General features: G+C 70.7%; 19 protein-coding genes, 1 tRNA gene and 1 pseudogene. 12 read left to right on the plus strand and 9 right to left on the minus strand.

Annotated features, from left to right (window positions below; genetic code table 11):
• Positions 1-2 precede the first annotated feature (2 nt).
• On the plus strand, positions 3-1244 hold the full coding sequence (locus tag AB0B85_RS26495) for a DUF1501 domain-containing protein (protein ID WP_357411673.1): 1242 nt from the start codon (positions 3-5) through the stop codon (positions 1242-1244).
• On the opposite strand, the gene AB0B85_RS26500 is transcribed toward AB0B85_RS26495, so the two are convergent.
• From AB0B85_RS26500 to AB0B85_RS26515, 4 genes are all read right to left on the minus strand, one after another.
• Entirely contained in the window at positions 1241-1864 is a 624-nt protein-coding gene (locus tag AB0B85_RS26500; RefSeq protein WP_357411674.1) for a hypothetical protein, read from the minus strand. The two genes, AB0B85_RS26495 and AB0B85_RS26500, sit on opposite strands and share 4 nt — an antisense overlap.
• Before the next feature lie 13 nt (positions 1865-1877).
• Positions 1878-2459 carry a DNA-3-methyladenine glycosylase I gene (locus AB0B85_RS26505; RefSeq protein ID WP_357411675.1) on the minus strand — a complete coding sequence of 194 codons (582 nt, stop codon included), beginning with the start codon at positions 2457-2459 and terminating at the stop codon, positions 1878-1880.
• A gap of 74 nt (positions 2460-2533) precedes the next feature.
• The gene (locus tag AB0B85_RS26510; RefSeq protein ID WP_357411676.1) at positions 2534-3031 is read right to left on the minus strand and encodes an SRPBCC family protein; all 498 of its coding nucleotides are present in this window, start codon (positions 3029-3031) and stop codon (positions 2534-2536) included.
• Positions 3028-3738, minus strand: a complete 711-nt coding sequence (locus tag AB0B85_RS26515) for a DivIVA domain-containing protein (RefSeq protein WP_357411677.1) — start codon at positions 3736-3738, stop codon at positions 3028-3030. Before AB0B85_RS26515 ends, AB0B85_RS26510 begins: the two co-directional genes overlap by 4 nt.
• A gap of 152 nt (positions 3739-3890) precedes the next feature.
• On the opposite strand from AB0B85_RS26515, the gene folP reads away from it, so the two are divergent.
• Positions 3891-4760 carry a dihydropteroate synthase gene (gene folP, locus AB0B85_RS26520; protein WP_357411678.1) on the plus strand — a complete coding sequence of 290 codons (870 nt, stop codon included), beginning with the start codon at positions 3891-3893 and terminating at the stop codon, positions 4758-4760.
• A gap of 68 nt (positions 4761-4828) precedes the next feature.
• On the opposite strand, the gene ndhC is transcribed toward folP, so the two are convergent.
• Positions 4829-5206: an NADH-quinone oxidoreductase subunit A gene (gene ndhC / locus AB0B85_RS26525; RefSeq protein WP_088986508.1), complete on the minus strand. Its 378-nt coding sequence runs from the start codon at positions 5204-5206 to the stop codon at positions 4829-4831.
• Between the two features lie 179 nt (positions 5207-5385).
• On the opposite strand from ndhC, the gene AB0B85_RS26530 reads away from it, so the two are divergent.
• From AB0B85_RS26530 to AB0B85_RS26540, 3 genes are all read left to right on the plus strand, one after another.
• Positions 5386-6783, plus strand: a complete 1398-nt coding sequence (locus AB0B85_RS26530; RefSeq protein ID WP_357411679.1) for a hypothetical protein — start codon at positions 5386-5388, stop codon at positions 6781-6783.
• A 374-nt stretch (positions 6784-7157) separates the two neighbouring features.
• Positions 7158-9005 carry a 2-oxoacid:acceptor oxidoreductase subunit alpha gene (locus AB0B85_RS26535; RefSeq protein WP_357411680.1) on the plus strand — a complete coding sequence of 616 codons (1848 nt, stop codon included), beginning with the start codon at positions 7158-7160 and terminating at the stop codon, positions 9003-9005.
• Positions 8998-10032, plus strand: a complete 1035-nt coding sequence (locus tag AB0B85_RS26540; RefSeq protein ID WP_357411681.1) for a 2-oxoacid:ferredoxin oxidoreductase subunit beta — start codon at positions 8998-9000, stop codon at positions 10030-10032. Before AB0B85_RS26535 ends, AB0B85_RS26540 begins: the two co-directional genes overlap by 8 nt.
• Before the next feature lie 69 nt (positions 10033-10101).
• On the opposite strand, the gene AB0B85_RS26545 is transcribed toward AB0B85_RS26540, so the two are convergent.
• Positions 10102-10746 (minus strand): NAD(P)H-dependent oxidoreductase, encoded by a 645-nt coding sequence (locus AB0B85_RS26545; protein WP_357411682.1) that lies wholly within the window; start codon positions 10744-10746, stop codon positions 10102-10104.
• Between the two features lie 82 nt (positions 10747-10828).
• Between AB0B85_RS26545 and AB0B85_RS26550 the strand changes: the two genes are divergently transcribed.
• Positions 10829-11308 (plus strand): MarR family winged helix-turn-helix transcriptional regulator, encoded by a 480-nt coding sequence (locus tag AB0B85_RS26550; protein ID WP_357411683.1) that lies wholly within the window; start codon positions 10829-10831, stop codon positions 11306-11308.
• Between the two features lie 18 nt (positions 11309-11326).
• Here AB0B85_RS26550 and AB0B85_RS26555 read toward each other — a convergent pair whose 3' ends face one another.
• Positions 11327-12340 (minus strand): potassium channel family protein, encoded by a 1014-nt coding sequence (locus AB0B85_RS26555; protein WP_357411684.1) that lies wholly within the window; start codon positions 12338-12340, stop codon positions 11327-11329.
• Positions 12341-12632: 292 nt separating this feature from the next.
• Here AB0B85_RS26555 and AB0B85_RS26560 point away from each other — a divergent pair.
• From AB0B85_RS26560 to AB0B85_RS26585, 6 genes and pseudogenes are all read left to right on the plus strand, one after another.
• A pseudogene (locus AB0B85_RS26560) lies at positions 12633-12866 on the plus strand (helix-turn-helix transcriptional regulator); the annotation flags it as partial.
• Between the two features lie 397 nt (positions 12867-13263).
• A complete protein-coding gene (locus tag AB0B85_RS26565; RefSeq protein ID WP_357411694.1) occupies positions 13264-13866 on the plus strand; it encodes an ATP-dependent Clp protease proteolytic subunit in 603 nt (200 codons plus the stop codon).
• Positions 13867-13927: 61 nt separating this feature from the next.
• Entirely contained in the window at positions 13928-14689 is a 762-nt protein-coding gene (locus AB0B85_RS26570; protein WP_357411685.1) for a hypothetical protein, read from the plus strand.
• A gap of 254 nt (positions 14690-14943) precedes the next feature.
• Positions 14944-15303, plus strand: coding sequence for a hypothetical protein (locus AB0B85_RS26575; protein WP_357411686.1), 360 nt, complete (start codon positions 14944-14946; stop codon positions 15301-15303).
• A gap of 80 nt (positions 15304-15383) precedes the next feature.
• Positions 15384-16073 (plus strand): Type 1 glutamine amidotransferase-like domain-containing protein, encoded by a 690-nt coding sequence (locus tag AB0B85_RS26580; protein WP_357411687.1) that lies wholly within the window; start codon positions 15384-15386, stop codon positions 16071-16073.
• Between the two features lie 25 nt (positions 16074-16098).
• On the plus strand, positions 16099-16518 hold the full coding sequence (locus AB0B85_RS26585; RefSeq protein ID WP_357411688.1) for a barstar family protein: 420 nt from the start codon (positions 16099-16101) through the stop codon (positions 16516-16518).
• Positions 16519-16752: 234 nt separating this feature from the next.
• On the opposite strand, the gene AB0B85_RS26590 is transcribed toward AB0B85_RS26585, so the two are convergent.
• Both AB0B85_RS26590 and AB0B85_RS26595 read right to left on the minus strand, forming a co-directional pair.
• A tRNA-Arg gene (locus tag AB0B85_RS26590) sits at positions 16753-16828 on the minus strand.
• Between the two features lie 521 nt (positions 16829-17349).
• Positions 17350-17931: hypothetical protein (locus AB0B85_RS26595; RefSeq protein ID WP_357411689.1), on the minus strand; the 582-nt coding region annotated here is incomplete at its 5' end.

Consider the following 17931-nt stretch of genomic DNA (forward strand, 5'->3'; position numbering starts at 1 on the left):
ACATGGACACCCAGACCCGACGCAGGTTCCTGCTGACCAGCGGGGTGGTCGGCGCGGGCGCGCTGGCCGCCGGCGCCGGCGCGTACCGCCTGCGGGACCTGCTGGACACCGGCGGCGACCGTGATCCCCAGTCCCGCACGCTGGTGCTGGTGACCCTCTACGGCGGCAATGACGGGCTCAACACGGTCATCCCGTACGCCGACCCGGCGTACCGGGCGGCCCGCCCCGAGCTGGCCTACCCGGACGCGGAGGTGCGGCGGTTGGACGACGGCTTCGGCCTCAACCCGGCCCTGGAGGGTCTGCACCAGCGCTGGTCGAAGGGTGGGCTGGCGATCGTGCGCGGGGTCGGCTACCCGAAGCCGGACCGCAGTCACTTCCGGTCGATGGACATCTGGCACACCGCGCAGCCGGACCGGCCGGGCAACACCGGTTGGTTGGGTCGTTGGCTGGACCGGGCCGGCGGCGACCCCCGGCTGGCGGTCTCCTTCGAACCGGCGCTGCCGCCGCTGCTGGCCGGCGCGCAGAGCGCGGGCGCCGCCGTGCCGGTGACCGACCGGAAGGCAGCCAAGGGGCTGCCCGCGGAGACCCTGACCGCGCTCGCCGCCGCCGAGGCGGGTGAGTCGGCGGCCCGCAGCCGGGCTGCCGCCTGCTTCGCCGACCTACGGTCGGTGGACGAGATGATCCGCCAGGTCCGCGACTCCGCCGACCCGGACCCGGCGGACCCGGACGGCGAGCAGGCCCCCGCGACGGCCACCGGCGGGGCCCGCACGCCGCTGGACGCGCAACTGGACCTGGTCGCACAGTGCGTCGAGGCCGAGGTGTCCACCCGGGCCTTCTCGGTGTCGCTCGGCGGCTTCGACACGCACGCGGACGAGAAGCAGTTGCAGGCAGTCCTGCTGGGGCAGCTGGACCGGGCGCTCACCGGGTTCGCCGACCGGATGAGTCGCACCGAGGCGGGACGGAAGGTGGTGGTGGCGGTCTACTCCGAGTTCGGTCGCCGCGTCCGGGCCAACGCCTCGGACGGCACCGACCACGGCACCGCCTCGGACGTGCTGCTGCTGGGTGCCGGCGTACGCGGCGGTTGGCACGGTGCGGCACCGAGCCTCACCGATCTCGACGACGGCGACCTGAAATACACCACCGACTTCCGGGACGTCTACGCCACGCTGCTGGAACGGGTGCTGGACACCGACCCGGGCCCGGTGCTCGCCGACTGGCGGGGACGCCTCGACGGGCTCTTCTAGTCGTCCTCTTCCGGGTCCTGGTTGGCCTGCTCGCCCAGCACGAACGCCTGCATGGCCAGCTCGTCGCCGGCCGGCGAGACGAAGGCGGGCAGCTCACGCGGGCCCAGCTCCTGCACGTACGACCAGAACAGCCGGACCGCCTCGGCCCGCGTGCCGGCCTCGATCGGCAGGTCGAGGCTGACCAGCCAGGTGCGCCGCGCCGGGGGCGGGCCGAGCTGGTCGGCAAGCGCCCGGAAGGCCGCCGGCTCCAGCGCGGTGACCGGCCCGTCGAGCGTCAGCGGATCGGCCGGCACCGGCTCGTCGAAGGCCCGCCGGGTGTACGTCACGACGACAGTCCCCGGCTCGACCGGGGACTGCGGGTCGTCCGGGTCTTCGCGGTGGCGCTGACCTGGCGTACGCACCCGACCCAGCGCGACCAGCCGTGGCGGCCCGTCGACAAGCACCGCCACCTGGTCTCCCGGGCCGGGCCGGGCGAGGTCGGCCAGCCCGGTCAGCTCCAGGGTGTCGTGGTGCACGAGCCGCTCGGCCTCGTACCGCTCGGCTGGCAGCAGCACGGCCCAGGCTCCCACGCCGTCGGCGCGGCCGGATCCGCCGGCCCGGTACGCGGTCTCGGTCGTCATGCCTGCCATCCCATCACGTCGCCGCGGGGAGCGTGACGTGACAGCCGACGATGTGATCGTCGACCATGCCGGTGGCCTGCATCAGCGCGTACGCGGTGGTTGGGCCGACGAATCGGAAGCCGCGCTTCTTGAGCGTCTTGGCCATCGCCGTCGACTCCGGGGTGATCGGCGCCAGCTCGGCGAACGAGGCGGGGCGGGCCGCTCGGGGCTCCGGGGCGAAGGACCAGAGCAGGGCGGACAACCCTTCCGGCACCTCCAGCGCGGCGCGGGCGTTGGCGATCGCCGCCTCGATCTTGGCCCGGTTGCGGACGATGCCGGCGTCGGCGAGCAGTCGGGTCACGTCGGCGTCGGAGTAGCCGGCGACGCTCGGGAGGTGGAACTCGTCGAAGGCCAGCCGGAACGCCGGGCGTTTGCGCAGGATGGTCAGCCAGGACAGGCCGGACTGGAACGCCTCGAGCGTCATCCGCTCGTAGAGCGCGTCGTCGCCGCGCAGCGGCCGACCCCACTCGGTGTCGTGGTAGACGGCGTAGTCGGGGGTGCTCGACCCCCAGGCGCAGCGAGCCAGCCCGTCGGCACCGATCACCAGGTCAGTCACGTCGTACACGCTAGGGCATCGCTCCGACACCCCATCGCCGCCAGCACCGGGCTGGCCGCCCGCGCCGGGCACGGTCAGGGCAGCCGGCCCTGCTCCACCAGCCGGGCGAACCTCTTCAGCGCCTGGGTGAGGCCGAGCTTCGAGCCGGGCCAGAGCACCGGCCACGCCAGCCGACCGGCCCGACCGCCCGGCAGGTGGAACCACTCGTGCCAGACGACCTGGGTGCGGTCCCGGTCCAGCTGGGTGCAGCGCAGCACACCCGGGCCGCGCAGCAGCTGGCCGTAGTGCACCACGCCGATCTCGTACGGTTCGTCGACCCGGACCACCCGCATCTCGTCGCGCAGCACGGCCCGGCCGAGCGCGGTCACCGCCTCGACGCGGCTGCCCTCACGTCCGTCGCCCTCGACCACGCGCACCCGGGTGAACGGGATCCAGTCGGACTGCCGGTCCCAGGCGAGCAGGGCGGCGAAGACCCGCTCGGCAGGCGCGTCGACGATCACTGTGGCGGTTACCTCACCAGCACCGGGTTGGGCGGCCTCACGAAGATCGTCGGCGCCCCCCGGGCCGGTCACGCCGACTCCGACCGAACCGTCGCGCCGTGCTGCCCGGTGCCGTCGGCGGGCTCGCCGTCGGTCTGCTCGCGATCGGCCGCCGCAGCGCCTGCCGGCGGGTCGGCCGGTGCCACGCCGTCGGAATCCGCAGATGACGAGGTGGCGGCGGGCAGCGGCTCGGCGCTTGTCGAGCCGACCGGGGCTGCCCCGGAGCCCGGCTCACCGGCCGGCGTCACGACCGCCGCGTCGGTGTCGGCCGCATCGGACTCCGCCGCGTCGGAGTCGGCCGCGTCCGCGTTCACGGCGTCGGTGTCGGCTGCCTCGGACTTCGCCGCGTCGGGCTCGGCCGCGTCCGCGTTCACCGCTCGGCGGGCGGACTGTTCGCGGGCGTCGCGCAGCACGTCCGCGTCGTCGATGCGGCCCGCACGCAACGCCGTGACCTCCGCCTCCAGTACGCCGATCAGCTCCGACTTGTAGCCGATGTCGTAGGCGGCACGGCGCATCGCCTGATCGACCTGGGCCATCCGGTACCCGCGCAACCCGGTGTCGAAACGCACCGCCCCCACGTCGGATTCACGCAGTGGCCGGCTGCCGGGCAGCGCCACGGCCTGCGAATCCGGTTCGGCGGCCACCAAGCCGGGATCACGGCCGCTGACCAGCACCGTCACGCCGAATATCACCGCTGCGACCGTCAACGCCACGACCAGGAGGAGCAGAAGCTGACCCATGTACTGATCGTGGCACGGCAGCCGGCCGGGAGCGACCCCGCCACCCGTCCCGATCCGATCCGTACCGACGCCGGCCGGAGCCGCGGCCGGACCAGCGACTAGCGTCGGGGTCGGCCGACGCGGCAGCGACGGCGGACTCTCAGGAGGCGGGAATGGCCGGGGCGCTTCGGCTTGGCGGTCGCACGTTCGCCCCCGACGAGCTGGTGGTGATGGCGATCGTCAACCGCACCCCGGACTCGTTCTTCGACCGGGGAGCCACCTACGCCGCCGACAGCGCGCTGCGCGCCGTGGAGCGGGCCGTGGCAGCGGGTGCGGCGATCATCGACATCGGCGGAGTCAAGGCCGGGCCCGGCGCGGAGGTGGACGTCGTCGAGGAGATCCGCCGCACTGTCGACACCATCGCCGCCGTCCGGGCCGCGTTCCCGGAGGTGGTGATCTCCATCGACACCTGGCGTGCCGAGGTGGCGACGGAGGCGGTGGCCGCCGGCGCCGACCTGCTCAACGACACCTGGTCGGGTGCCGACCCGGCCCTGGCCCGGGTGGCCGCGCGGACCGGCGCGGGCCTGGTCTGCTCGCACGCCGGCGGCCTGGTCCCACGGACCCGGCCGCACCGGGCCGCCTTCACCGACGTGGTAAGCGACGTGGTCGCGACGGTGACCGGGCTCGCCGAGCGAGCGGTGGCAGCAGGGGTACGCCCCGACGGCATCCTCATCGACCCGGCCCACGACTTCGGCAAGAACACCCGGCACTCGCTGGAGATCACGCGTCGACTGGGCGAGCTGACCGCGACCGGCTGGCCGGTGCTTGTGGCGCTCTCCAACAAGGACTTCATCGGTGAGTCGCTGGACCTGCCGGTGCCCGACCGGTTGGAGGGAACGCTCGCCGCGACGGCGGTCTCGGCCTGGCTCGGCGCCCGGGTGTTCCGGGCCCACCAGGTCGGTCCGACCCGTCGGGTGCTGGACATGGTGGCCTCGATCCGGGGCGACCGTCCGCCGTCGGCGACCCGCCGTGGTCTGGCCTGACTCCGGTCGTCGCCGGAACCGACAGCCGGCGGGCGTGCTACCCGCCCGATCGCCGGCGGCGGTGACGCTCAGGTCCAGCGGAGGATGTTCCTCCGCCAGGCGTAGAGGATGCCGAGCGCGAGCACCGCCACGAACACCGCCATCTCCACCACCGTCACCAGACCGAAGCCCGGCCGGTCGAAGACCACCGCCCAGGGGAAGAGGAACACCGCCTCGACCGCGAACAGCACGTACAGGTACGCGTAGACGTAGTAGCGGATCTGCATCTGAGCCCAGTCCGCGCCGACCGGGTCGAGCCCGCACTCGTAACTGGCCCGCTTGCCCGGTGGGTCGGCCGGGCGCGCCGGACGTAACACCCGGTTGGCCGAGAACGCCGTAACAAAGAACAGAACGCTGGCGAGCAGCAAGAGCCCGAGCGTCGCGTACGAGCCCAGGTATCCGGTCACAGTCCGGAGCCTACCGTTCGCCCGGAGGGGTCGTCCCAAACACGTTACGGATTTGTTTCCGGATGGGACTAGTGCGCTGGGGCAACTGTTGCCGAACATTGGACCCCCACCCATGCACCGGAGGACAGATGGCCCGCCTGAAGGCATCGCCCGGTAAGCGGGCGGAGAGGCGGCGCCTCATGTCCCTGCTGGGGACCTCGCTCACGCTCGGTCTGCTCGCTGCGCTCGCCCTGGGGCCGGCCTGGGCCGGCGCGGCAACGCCGCAGGCGGACCCGGTCGTGGCGACCACCGACCCGGTGAACGAACCCGGGGGTGAGCCGGGGACCAGCCCCACCGAGGACCCACCCCCGACCGAGGAGCCGGGCGGGTCCCCGGAACCGAGCACCCCGGCGCCGGAGACCACCGCGCCGCTGCCGGAGTCGCCGCCACCGGCACCGGAGACCACCGCGCCGGAGGTGCCGCCGGCACCGAGCGTCACCGCGCCCGCGCCGGGTGGACCCCCCACACCGGCGCCCCCGGTGCAGCCCGCGCCGCCGGCCCCGCCGGTCCGCCCGCCCGCCCCGGGTTCGGAGGCACCCCCGCCGAATCCACTCGGTGTGCAGGTCACCACCCAGGACGTCACGCTCCCCACCGCGTACTGGAACGCGGCAAGCACCGCCACCACCCTGCAGGTCACCGTCAACAACACCGGCACGACCGCGCAACGGATCCGGCTCTCGTACACGCTGCCGGTCGGGCTTACCGACGCGGGGACCAAGGGCTGCGCCGCCGCCGGTGGGGGTACGTACCACTGTGGGGCCTGGACGGCCGCGGCCGGCGTCCGGTTCAGCGCGGTGCTCCGGCTGCGGGTCGACGGCACCGCGTGGCGGCAGATGCCCCTCGCCGGCGTCGTCCAGGTCGTCGCGGACGCCCCGGGGGTCCCCGGGGAAGCGGTCGACGACCAGGGGTTCGCTGTGCTCTTCCCGCCCGGCCCACCGGCGCCCGGGATCACGCTGGCCGCCGACGAGGTCGCCTTCGACATCAGCGGCACCGCCAGCACCCTCACCCTCCGGCTGGGCAACACCGGCACGGTGGACGCCGCCGGCCGGGTCGAGGTGGTCCTGCCGGGCGGGGTGACCGTACCGGCCCCCCCGCCCGGTTGCGTGACCGTCGACCCGACCCGGACCCGCTGCGACGCGGGCACTGTTGCGGCGGGCCGGGCCGCCGAGGTGCGGCTACCGGTGGAGGCGACGCCGCAGGCCCAGCGGGAAGCGCCGTTGTCCGGTGCCGTGATCGGCCAACTCGACCCGCGCAGCGGCGCGACCCGGCAGATGCAGATGAGTTTCCGGATCACCGCGGCAGCGGCGCTGGCCACGCCTGTGGTCTCACCGCCCGCGCCGACCGGCTCCCAGGGCGTGCTTGCCGGGGGTGCCGCCGCCGGGCAGGACGGGACGACCTCGGTACGGCGTACCGCGATCCTCCTGATCGTGGTTTCCGCGCTGCTTGTGGTGCTTGCTCTCGCGCTGGCCACCATCGCGCTGCGGCGGCGGTTCGCCGGCGGCCCGACGCCCGAGCCGACGGCGCACCCCACCGACTGATCGACGGGCGGCCCCGGACCGGCGGGGTCCGGGGCCGCCGGCGCCGACAAGTGGTGATCTGAATTACGGCGGGCGGGTTATAACGCCGCAAAGACGGTCAATTATCCGCTCAGTCCGGTCCCATTCGGCGGACCTCCGGCAATGGTTAGGGCTCCCTTAGACGTAGGCTCTCAGATGAGGTACGACAGCGGCCGGACCAGCCTGGGGCGGTGCGGTGAAACGTCGCGTCAAGGAGGTTCAGTGGCCGGGCAAGGCGAGGTCGCCATCATGTTCAGCCGCCAGCGCGAGCGCGCGCAGCGGGCGCGAGGTGCAGACGCGAGCGCGAGGAGTGAGCTGACTTTGCGAGCCCCACAGCCGCGAACGAAGGTGGCACAGTGACCAAGCAGATCCGTCAACTCGACCGGGTGGTTATCCGGTTCGCCGGTGACTCCGGCGACGGCATGCAACTGACCGGCGACCGGTTCACCTCGGAGACGGCGCAGCTCGGCAACGACATCTCCACGCTGCCAAACTTCCCCGCCGAGATCCGGGCTCCCGCCGGCACCCTGCCCGGCGTGTCGAGCTTCCAGGTGCACTTCGCCGACTACGACATCCTCACCCCGGGTGACGCGCCGAACGTGCTGGTGGCGATGAACCCGGCGGCCCTCAAGGCCAACCTGGCCGACCTGCCGCGCGGCGCGGACATCATCGTCAACACCGACGAGTTCACCAAGCGCAACCTCGCCAAGGTCGGCTACCAGGGCAGCCCACTCGACGACGACTCGCTCGCCGGTTACGTCGTGCACCCGGTGGCGCTGACCTCGATGACGGTCGGCGCGCTCGCCGACTACCAGGTGTCCAAGAAGGACGCCGAGCGGTCGAAGAACATGTTCGCCCTCGGCCTGCTCTCCTGGATGTATTCACGACCCTACGAGTCGACGCTGCGCTTCCTGGAGCGCAAGTTCGCGTCCCGTCCGGAGCTGGTCGCGGCGAACGTCGCCGCCTTCCGGGCCGGCTGGAACTTCGGCGAGACGACCGAGGACTTCGCGGTCCGCTACGAGGTCAAGCCGGCGAAGATGAAGCCGGGCACCTACCGCAACATCACCGGCAACGCGGCGCTCTCGCTGGGGCTGGTCGCCGCCGGGGTCCGCTCCGGGCTGCCGGTCTTCCTCGGCGCGTACCCGATCACGCCCGCCTCGGACATCCTGCACGAGCTGAGCAAGCACAAGCGCTTCGGTGTCACCACCGTGCAGGCCGAGGACGAGATCGCCGCGGTCGGCGCGGCGCTTGGCGCGTCGTACGGCGGGTCGCTCGGGGTGACCACCACAAGCGGCCCCGGCGTGGCGCTCAAGAGCGAGACGATCTCCCTCGCGGTGGCGCTGGAGCTGCCGCTGGTGATCGTGGACGTGCAGCGCGCCGGCCCGTCGACGGGCATGCCGACAAAGACCGAGCAGGCCGACCTCAACATGGCGCTCTACGGTCGGCACGGCGAGGCCCCGGTCGCGGTGATCGCGCCCCGGTCTCCGTCGGACTGCTTCTTCGCGGCGCTGGAGGCGGCCCGGATCGCGCTCACCTACCGCACCCCGGTGATCCTGCTGTCCGACAACTACGTAGCGAACGGTTCCGAGCCGTGGCTGCTGCCCGACGTGGAGTCGTTGCCCGACCTGCGGGTCGAGTTCGCCACCGAGCCCAACGGCGAGGACGGCACCACCTTCCTGCCCTACCTGCGTGATCCGGAGACCCTGGCCCGGCCGTGGGCGATCCCCGGCACGGCCGGGCTGGAGCACCGGATCGGTGGCCTGGAGAAGGCCGACAAGACCGGCGACATCTCGTACGACCCGGCGAACCACGACTTCATGGTTCGCACCCGGGCGGCTCGGATCGAGGCGATTCCGGTGCCGGACATCGAGGTGGAGGACCCGGACGGCGACGCCCGGGTGCTGGTCCTCGGCTGGGGCTCGACGTACGGACCGATCGGCGCGGCGTGCCGGGGGGTGCGCCAGCGCGGGCTGTCCATCGCCCAGGCGCACCTGCGGCACCTGGCGCCGATGCCGGCCAATCTCGGAGCGGTGCTGCGCGCGTACGACAAGGTGGTCATCCCGGAGATGAACCTGGGCCAGCTCGCCCACGTCATCCGGGCCCGCTACCTGGTCGACGCGATCAGCTACAACCAGGTCCGCGGCCTGCCGTTCACGGCCGCCGAGCTGGAGACGACGCTGGAAGAGGTCCTGAAGAATGTCTGAGCCCGTCGCCCTCAAGCTCACCGCGAAGGACTTCAAGTCCGACCAGGAGGTGCGCTGGTGCCCCGGCTGCGGTGACTACGCGATCCTCGCGGCCATCCAGCAGTTCATGCCGGAGTTGAACATCCCGCGCGAGCGGACCGTCTTCGTCTCCGGGATCGGCTGCTCGTCACGCTTCCCGTACTACATGAACACCTACGGGATGCACTCGATCCACGGCCGCGCCCCGGCGATCGCGACAGGCCTGTCGGTGTCCCGGCCGGACCTGTCGGTCTGGGTGGTCACCGGCGACGGCGACGCGCTCTCCATCGGTGGCAACCACCTGATCCACGCGTTGCGGCGCAACGTCAACCTCAAGATCCTGCTGTTCAACAACCGGATCTACGGTCTGACGAAGGGCCAGTACTCGCCCACGTCCGAGGTCGGCAAGGTCACCAAGTCGACTCCCGCCGGCTCGGCGGACGCCCCGTTCAACCCGCTCTCGCTCGCCCTCGGCGCGGAGGCCAGCTTCGTCGGCCGGACCATCGACTCCGACCGCAAGCACCTCCAGTCGGTGCTGCGGGCCGCCGCCGAGCACGAGGGTTCGGCGTTCGTGGAGATCTACCAGAACTGCAACATCTTCAACGACGGGGCGTTCGAGACGCTCAAGGACCCGTCGACGCGAGATGACTACCTGATCCGCCTGGAGCACGGCCAGCCGATCACCTTCGGCGCCGACGGGCAGTTCTGCGTGGTGCACCCGCCGGGTGGCTTCGGCCTGGAGGTCCGGGAGACCAGCTCGGTCCACCCGGAGGAGATCGTCGTGCACGACGCGACGGTGGCCGACCCGGCGTACGCCTTCGCGCTGTCCCGGCTGCCCGGCCTGGACCTGCGCAACACCCCGATCGGGGTGTTCCGCTCGGTGGACCGGCCGTCCTACGACAGTGTGGTGCAGGGTCAGCTCGCGGCCGCCAAGGCGACTGTCACCGAGACGCCCGAGCAGCAGCTCGCCGGCCTGCTGGCCAGTGGTGACACCTGGACGATCCTCTGATCCGTCAGTTGTGACGAGAGCGGCCGTCCCCGAACCGGGGGCGGCCGCTCTCGTCGTACCGGCGCTTTCTCAGCGCTGGGCGGAGGCCGGCGTCCAGAGGTTGTCGATCTCCTTCTCGGTCGCCGTGAGGCTCGCCTCGTGCAGCGGGATCAGCTCGGCCATCGCCGGCACCGTGGGTGCCAGGGTCAACTCGGTGCTGATGAAGCGCGGCTCCAGCCCGGTCATTGACAGGCCGTGTGGGAGCCACTGCTCCGCATGGTCCCAGCCGTGACGTGGGGTGCCCTCGCCATAGCCGCCACCCCGGGTGGCCAACACCACGAACTCGCGGCCGGTGAGCAGACCCTCCTGCGTCGTCGGGTCGTAGGTGAGGCCGGCGACGATCAGGTGGTCCACCCAGGCCTTGACGCTGCTGGGCGCGCCGTAGTTGTACAGCGGCAGGCCGAGCAGCACGACGTCGGCCTGCTTCACCTCGTCGACCAGTCGCTCGCTGAGTTCCCAGGATTCGCGCTGGGCCGGGGTGTGCTGGTCCGGCGGCGTCATCCGAGCCAGGCCGCCCGCCGCGTCGAGGTGCGGCAGCGGCTCCGCGCCCAGATCTCGGTAGGTCACAGTGCCGTCTGGGTGAGCCGCGCGCCAGTTGGCCACCGCGCGGGCGGTGAGCCGACGGCTTACCGACCAGTCTCCCCGAATGCTCGAGTCGATATGCAGCAGATGCATTATTACCCCTCCAAGGATCGTCTGTGCAGCACCAACTATTTATAGCAGGCCGATGTTCCGATCGCTCGGTAGACTGGGTCACATGTCCGCGCAGGCGCCTGAAACCCCGGAGCACCGCTCTGGGGCGCTGCTGGACCATCTGGCCCGGCGGATGCGTCTGCGCTCGGAGTCGGTGCTGGCACCACTGGGCCTACGCCCGCGGCACCTGGTGGCGCTCACCGTGCTGCGCGACAGCGGCGGGAGCAGCCAGCAGGCGCTCGCCAGCACGCTGGAGATGGACAGCACCAACATCGTCGGGCTGCTCAACGACCTGGAAGCCGATCAGCTGGTCGAGCGACGCCGATCGCCCGAGGACCGTCGGCGCCACGTCGTCGAACTCACCGAAGACGGCGCGAAACGCCTCAACGAGGCGGAATGCGCCCTCGCGAGCGCTGAGGACGAGGTGCTCGGAGCGTTGGGGCCCGCGGACCGGGAAACGCTCTACGACCTGCTTCGGCGTGCCGTCAACACGTCACCGGCCATCTGCACCGAGGCGCTCCGCGCCGACGTGGACTCCTGCTGACGGGGCGCGGAGCGACAGTCAGGCGGTCGTCGCCGACTGAGGGCGGTCGTCGCGGACGTGCACCAGCATGTCGCCGGTCTCGATCACCGCGCCGGCACGGTCTGCCAGGGTGACCACCTTGCCCCGCCGCACCAGGGCGATCACCAACGAGTCCAGTTCGCGGGGCGAGCGACCCACCTCGTCCCGCTCCGCCGAGCGCATCGCCAGCGCCATGCCCTGACCCGGAGTGAGCAGATCCTCCACCACGTCGATAAGCGGCGGGGCCGAGGTGGACAGGCCGAGCAGCCGGCCCGCGGTCGCCGACGAGACGATCACGTGATGCGCGCCGCTCTGCTTGAGCAGTGGCGCGTTCTCCGCCTCGCGGGCCGCCGCGATGATCCGGACCTGCCCGGCGGTGAGCTGCCGTACGGTCAGCGCGACAAGTACCGACGCATCGTCACTGTCGGTCGCGATGATCACGGCCTTGGCGTTCTTGACGTGTGCCTCGTTCAGCACCGACGAGCGGGTCGCCGAGCCCTCGATCGCCACCAGACCGGCGGAGGTGGCCTGCCGCAGGGCGGCGGCGCTGCGCTCCACCACCACGATCCGCGACCGGTCGAGACCGTTCTCCAGCAGGGCCGAGACGGCACTGCGCCCCTTGGTGCCGTAGCCGCAGATGATGACGTGGTCCTTCACGCTTCTCCTCCACCGCGACAGGCGACGGCCGGTCCGGTACTGCTCGGTCAGGACTTCCAGGGTGGTGCCGACCAGGATGATCAGGAAGATCACTCGGGCCGGAGTGATGAAGAGGACGTTCACCAGCCGGGCCGACGGCGCGGACGGCGTGATGTCGCCGTAGCCGGTGGTGGAGAGCGACACGACCGCGTAGTAGAAGCAGTCGAGCAGGGTGAGTCCGTCCTCGTTGACATCGCGGTAGCCGTCCCGGCCCAGATAGACCGCGGCGACCACTGCGAAGACCAGGCCCAGGGCGGCGGCGAGGCGCAGACTCAGCGCGCTCAGCGGGCCCCGACGCTGCGCGGGAAAATGGATCACCGTCGAACCTGCCCCGTCACCGTCGCCTGCACGAGCACAACATAGCGGGTACGCCAGCCCGGACACGTCCGGGTTGCCAAGCGGACAACCGGCTCCCCTGCCCGAGCTGCACCGCTCCTGGGCACTACTGCGAAAGGCAGACGTCCTGGACGCGCGGGGTACGCACCATGCTGCTGCTGCGGCGGCGGCTGATCGACGAACAGCGGCGCGGGCCCGGACGGGACCGCCGACGGGTTCGGCAGCGGGCATGATGGGGAGGTCCCCCGACGACGACCGCGAAAGGGAGGCCCGCGTGTCATTGCTGCGACGAGTGATCGGCGGGGTGCTGCGCCGCCACCGCCAGCGTCAGGGCCGCACGCTGCGCGAGGTGGCCGAGTCGGCCGACGTCTCGGTGCCCTACCTGTCGGAGGTCGAGCGGGGCCGCAAGGAGGCCTCCTCGGAGGTGCTCGCGGCGATCTGCCGGGCGCTCGGCATCAGCCTGGCCGACCTGCTCGGGGAGGCCCGCGACGACATGCGCCGGGTCGAGCCGCGCCTCCCGGCCGCGCCGCGGGCCGTGCTGACCCAGCTCGAGCGGGTCGACGCGACGCGACGGGAGATCGGCAACGCCACAGTGTTGGTGGCCCCCCGGTGGGGCGGGTTCGTCCCGCACGACCGGCCGGGGTTGAGCGAGCCGGTCCTCAGCATCGACTCGATCGCCTCCGCTGGCGGCTCGCACCCCGGCCCGCGTACCCCCTCCCGGCCTGGTGGCGAGCCGGCCCGGGCTGGCGCGCGGCGGCTGACCGCCGCGTAGGCCGCGCCGTTCTGCCGTCGGCGGATCTGCCGCCGGCAGAATCCCTGGGCCGCGGGCCGCCGTGGCCCGCACGCTGAAGGGGCCGGTCCATCGGGCGGTCCCACCGCTCGCCGGCGTGGTGGAAGGCGGCGGCATGATCTCCTACGGGGTACGGATGCTTGACGGCGCGCAGCCGTCCTTCGGCGACCAGGTGTTCGAGCGGCTGCTGCGGGAACGGATCGTCTTCCTCGGCACCGAGGTGACCGAGGAGTCGGCCAACCAGATCTGTGCGCAGATCCTGCTGCTCTCCGCCGAGGACTCCGACCGGGACATCTTCCTCTACATCAACTCGCCGGGCGGGTCGGTGAGCGCGGGAATGGCGGTCTACGACACGATGCGCTACGTCCGTAACGATGTGGCCACGCTTGCGCTCGGGTTCGCCGGCTCGATGGGCCAGTTTCTGCTCTGTGCGGGCGCCGCCGGCAAGCGGTACGCGCTGCCGCACTCGCGGATCATGATGCACCAGCCGTCCGGTGGAATGGGCGGCACCGCCTCGGACATCACCATCCAGGCGGAGAACATGCTGCACGTGAAGCGGACCATGCAGGAGCTGATCGCTCAGCACAGTGGACGGACCCTGGCCGAGATCCAGCAGGACTGGGACCGGGACCGGTGGTTCACCGCCGAGCAGGCCCGGGATTACGGCCTGATCGACCAGGTGCTCACCCGGGCCGGGCAACTGCCGACGACACCCTGATCGGCCGGTGCCGCCACCACTGGCGAAAATCGGGTAGCGGGCGCCTATTAGGGTCACGTCTATGCGTCGCTTGATCCCCACCCTATCGATAGCCCTCGCCGTCGCCCTCGTCGGCGGCTGCGGCACCAAATCCGACAACCCCGCGGCACCTGCCGCCTCGGCCCCCCCGGCCAAGCTCGAACCGGTCGCTGCCGTCAAGCAGGGCATGGACCGCAGCCTCGCCAGCTCGCTCAGCATGCAGGCGTCGGTGAAGGCCGGCCCCCAGTCGATCACCCTCAGCGGAAAGATGGACCCCGCCGCCAAGGCGATCCAGATCAGCGGCAACGCCCCGGAACCGATCGAGGTCCGGCTGATCGGCGAGGCCGCCTACATCAAGTCGGAGTCGATGGAGGGCGAGAAGCCCTGGATGAAGATCGACCTCGGCAAGCTCAAGCCGACGAGCACGCTGCGTCAGTCGTTCGACTTCAAGTCGCAGACCGGTCTCGTCGGCGGCACCGTGTCCGCCCAGGAGGTGGGCGGTGGCCGTTACACCGGCGTCGCCGATCTCAACAAGGCGGCCGAGGCCGCCAGCACCGAGGCCGGCATGCGGGAGGGCATCGAGTCGTCCGCCAAGTTGGCGAAGGACCCGACCGCGATTCCGTTCGAGGCGACCCTCGACGCCGACGGACGCCTCACCATGCTCTCCTACACGATCGCCACGAAGTCGCTTGGTGACCTCGTCACCGAGATGCGGATGAGCGACTTCGGCAAGTCGGTGACGGTGGAGGCCCCGCCCGCCGGCGACACCGAGGCCGCCGCCGAGGAGATGTACGCGTTCCTCTGATCAACAAGCACGTCGTCCGGCACGTGGGCTGCGGGTTTTCCGCGGCCCACGTGCCGTTGGGCACCAGACGCGACCCGGCAGGACACCCGCTGCGGTAAGGCTGTACCTGAGGTCACAGCACCACGGGTAACAATCCGCGGCGCCGATCCGTCCTCGTGGCAGACGACCACAAGGGAGACAAATGTTCGCCGCTCACGGCCCGGCGGCACCCTCCCAGGACAGGGAGCGTTGCCGGTCGATGTACCTTCGGCGGCATGAGTGGGGGCCGAAAACCTGGCAGCCGTATCCGGCGACGGCAGGTCAGCGAGGATGAACGCGCCGCGGCGGTGGAGGCGTACCGCGTGGCGGTCGCCCGTCTGCAGCACACCGCCTACCGCAACCTGCGGCAGTCCGTCGCCTACGCCACGATCTTCGTCGCGGTCATGGCCACCTTTATGATCTTCATCGAGCAGCCCACTCCGACGACCTTCCCGTGGTACGCGACCTCGGTCCTCGGTGGCGCGTTCGGCCTGTCCACCTACGCGGTGCGAGAGCCGCGCCTGCGGCGCTACCTGCTCGCGGCTGCCGTCGTCCTCGCTGTCGTGGGCATGACCGGCATCGTCCGCACGAACTGACGCTGTGCCGTACGCTTCCCGGCTCTGCTCGGACACTGTCATGCGGCTCGATGTCATACCGCGAATCCAGGATGGGTCTCATGAAGTTCCTCCTCACCTCCGCAGGCATCAGGAACCCCAGCATCTCCAGCGCACTCGTGGACCTGCTGGGCAAGCCGATCGCCGAGTCCAACGCCCTCATCATCCCGACCGGTGTGTACCCCTTCCCCGGTGGTGCCGGCCGGGCGTGGCAGGCGATCTCCGGCACGGCCCCGCACCCGATGTGTGACCTGGGCTGGAAGTCCCTGGGGGTGCTGGAGCTCACCGCGCTGCCGACCATCCGAGAAGAGAACTGGGTCCCGGCGGTCCGCGAGGCCGACGCTCTGCTCGTCTGGGGCGGCGACGTGCTGTATCTGACCCACTGGATGCGTGAGTCCGGCCTGGCGGATCTCCTGCCGTCGCTGAACGAGTCGGTCTACGTGGGAATGAGCGCCGGGAGCATCGCGGTGACCCCCTACAACTGCGACGCGGAGTTCGACCTGGCTTTCGTGCCGGACGGCAGCAATATGGCGGTCGGAGCCGACCGGGCGCTGGGACTGCTGGATTTCACGCTGTATCCGCACCTGGACTGCGAGGGCATGGCGGACGCCACGGCGGCCAACATCGAGAAGTGGGCGTCCGGGATCCCGGTCCCGACATACGCGATCGACGATGAGACGGCGATCACAGTGGTCGACGGCGCAGTGGAGGTCGTCTCCGAGGGCAACTGGCGGCTGTTCAACCCTTCCTGACGCCGGTGCTCCATACTCAGATGCCGTGACCACCGATCATGGCGCCCTTCCCGTGCTTGTCATCGACGGGACGTCCTTCTCCGATCTCGATGGCCTCGCCCGCGAGTTCTCACGGCTGCTCGGCCACTCGACGTGGAACGGCAACCTGGACGCCCTCAATGACATCCTGCGCGGAGGCTTCGGGACACCTGCGGACGGATGGGTACTGAGGTGGGTCAACTCCGAGCTGTCGCGAGACGCGCTCGGCTACGACGCCACCGTCCGATGGTTGGAGCAGATCCTCCGGACCTGCCACCCGTCACACCGGGCAAGCATCACGGCCGAGATCAGCGACGCGCGACGCGGCGAGGGACCGACGCTGTTCGACAGAATCGTCGAGATCATCCGTCACTACGGCCCGGGCGGCGACGAGTCCGAGGACGGCATCGTCCTGGAGTTGGCCTAGCTTCCGGGCTGGACATCGTGACGCAGTGGCAGTGGGAACCGGTGACGCTACCGCCCCGATCGGCGACGCTGACGAATGCTGCGGGTGAATGGCTGCATAGCCGTACGCGCCCTGCTGGAAGCGGCGGACCTCCTCGCCAGGCGGTCTCCGAGCGTCCAGCCTCCCCGGACGGGGATCGAGCACCCGGCGGCATCGAAAGCCCCGGAAGACGGATCAGTGATCAAGGCTACGACCTGGTGCCCCCGGCAGGATTCGAACCTGCGACACACGGTTTAGGAAACCGATGCTCTATCCCCTGAGCTACGGGGGCGCGAGCGCACAGTCTAGCGACCTGGGGTTCACCTGGGGTGGCAGGGACTGGCCCACGTTCACCCGCGTTCCCCGGACCGCCGTTGTCCCAGCCCAGGACCACAGCCGGAGCACACGAACCCCGGTTTGCGACCGTCGGTACGCCGCGGTCACCCGCGTTGGCCGCGGTTCGCCCTGGTTGGCATCCGCTGGAGAGCACACACCGCGCACATCACCGAAGATCATGATGGGCGCTCCCTCGGCCCGGGACCGTCGGCCGCGCACTGGACGGTGGTGACCGACACGAATCAGCCCTCGGCCTCAAGCACGCCGAAGGCGAGGCCCGCAGAGCACGTCAGCGGACGATTGGTTCATAGGGTTGGTCCGTCGGGCCTGTGAAGACGACGCCCCACCCTGATGCCTACGGCGACGGTCCCCATCAGGTGTCCGCTCATACCGATGACGTGCACCGGATCATGGGCGATTTGGGTGTCGATCGCCATAAACGAAGAAGTGCAGAACGAAGCTACGACAGGTCGAGTGTCAGTTCCACCCAAGCAGTTTGGCCAACCAGCTGCCAAGGAGTCCGACTGGAACGGCGGCGAGAAGGCCGCCGACGAAGAACAGCCAGCTACTCCGAATAGAACCAGCTTGGACCCTTCTGAGTTCGGCCGCATGTTCGGTCTGAAGCCGGACAATTTCGTCCTTCAGTACCGCTACTTGGGCCCGGAAAGCCTCATTCGATTGTTCGCCGAGGACGGCCGCGATGCGTCGCGCCTCGTCTTCGTGGAGCGCGGCTAGCGACTCCGCCTGCTCGGCCTTGGCAATCAGTTCGGCGGTAGTGTCTTTGAGTTGCTGGGTACGAGCCATGATCTTCTGGAGCTGATCCGCCGAACGGAGCAGGGCGGAAGTCACATTCTCGATCTCCACACTTAGCTCTATGTCGCGGCCGTCATCCTCAGCGACACGCCGCTCAGCGGCTCCTTGAACCCAGAGTTCGACCGCATGGCGCACCTGTTCGGGAGTGGCGCTACAGAGGTTGAAAGGCTGACGGTCGTCGGCGTGTCTGCGTGATCTGCGTCGATGGTTTCGGTAGGCCGGAGGCATGAGGTATCCGGCTGGTGG

This window comes from Micromonospora sp. NPDC049044, from assembly GCF_040649215.1.
Lineage (GTDB): Bacteria > Actinomycetota > Actinomycetes > Mycobacteriales > Micromonosporaceae > Micromonospora.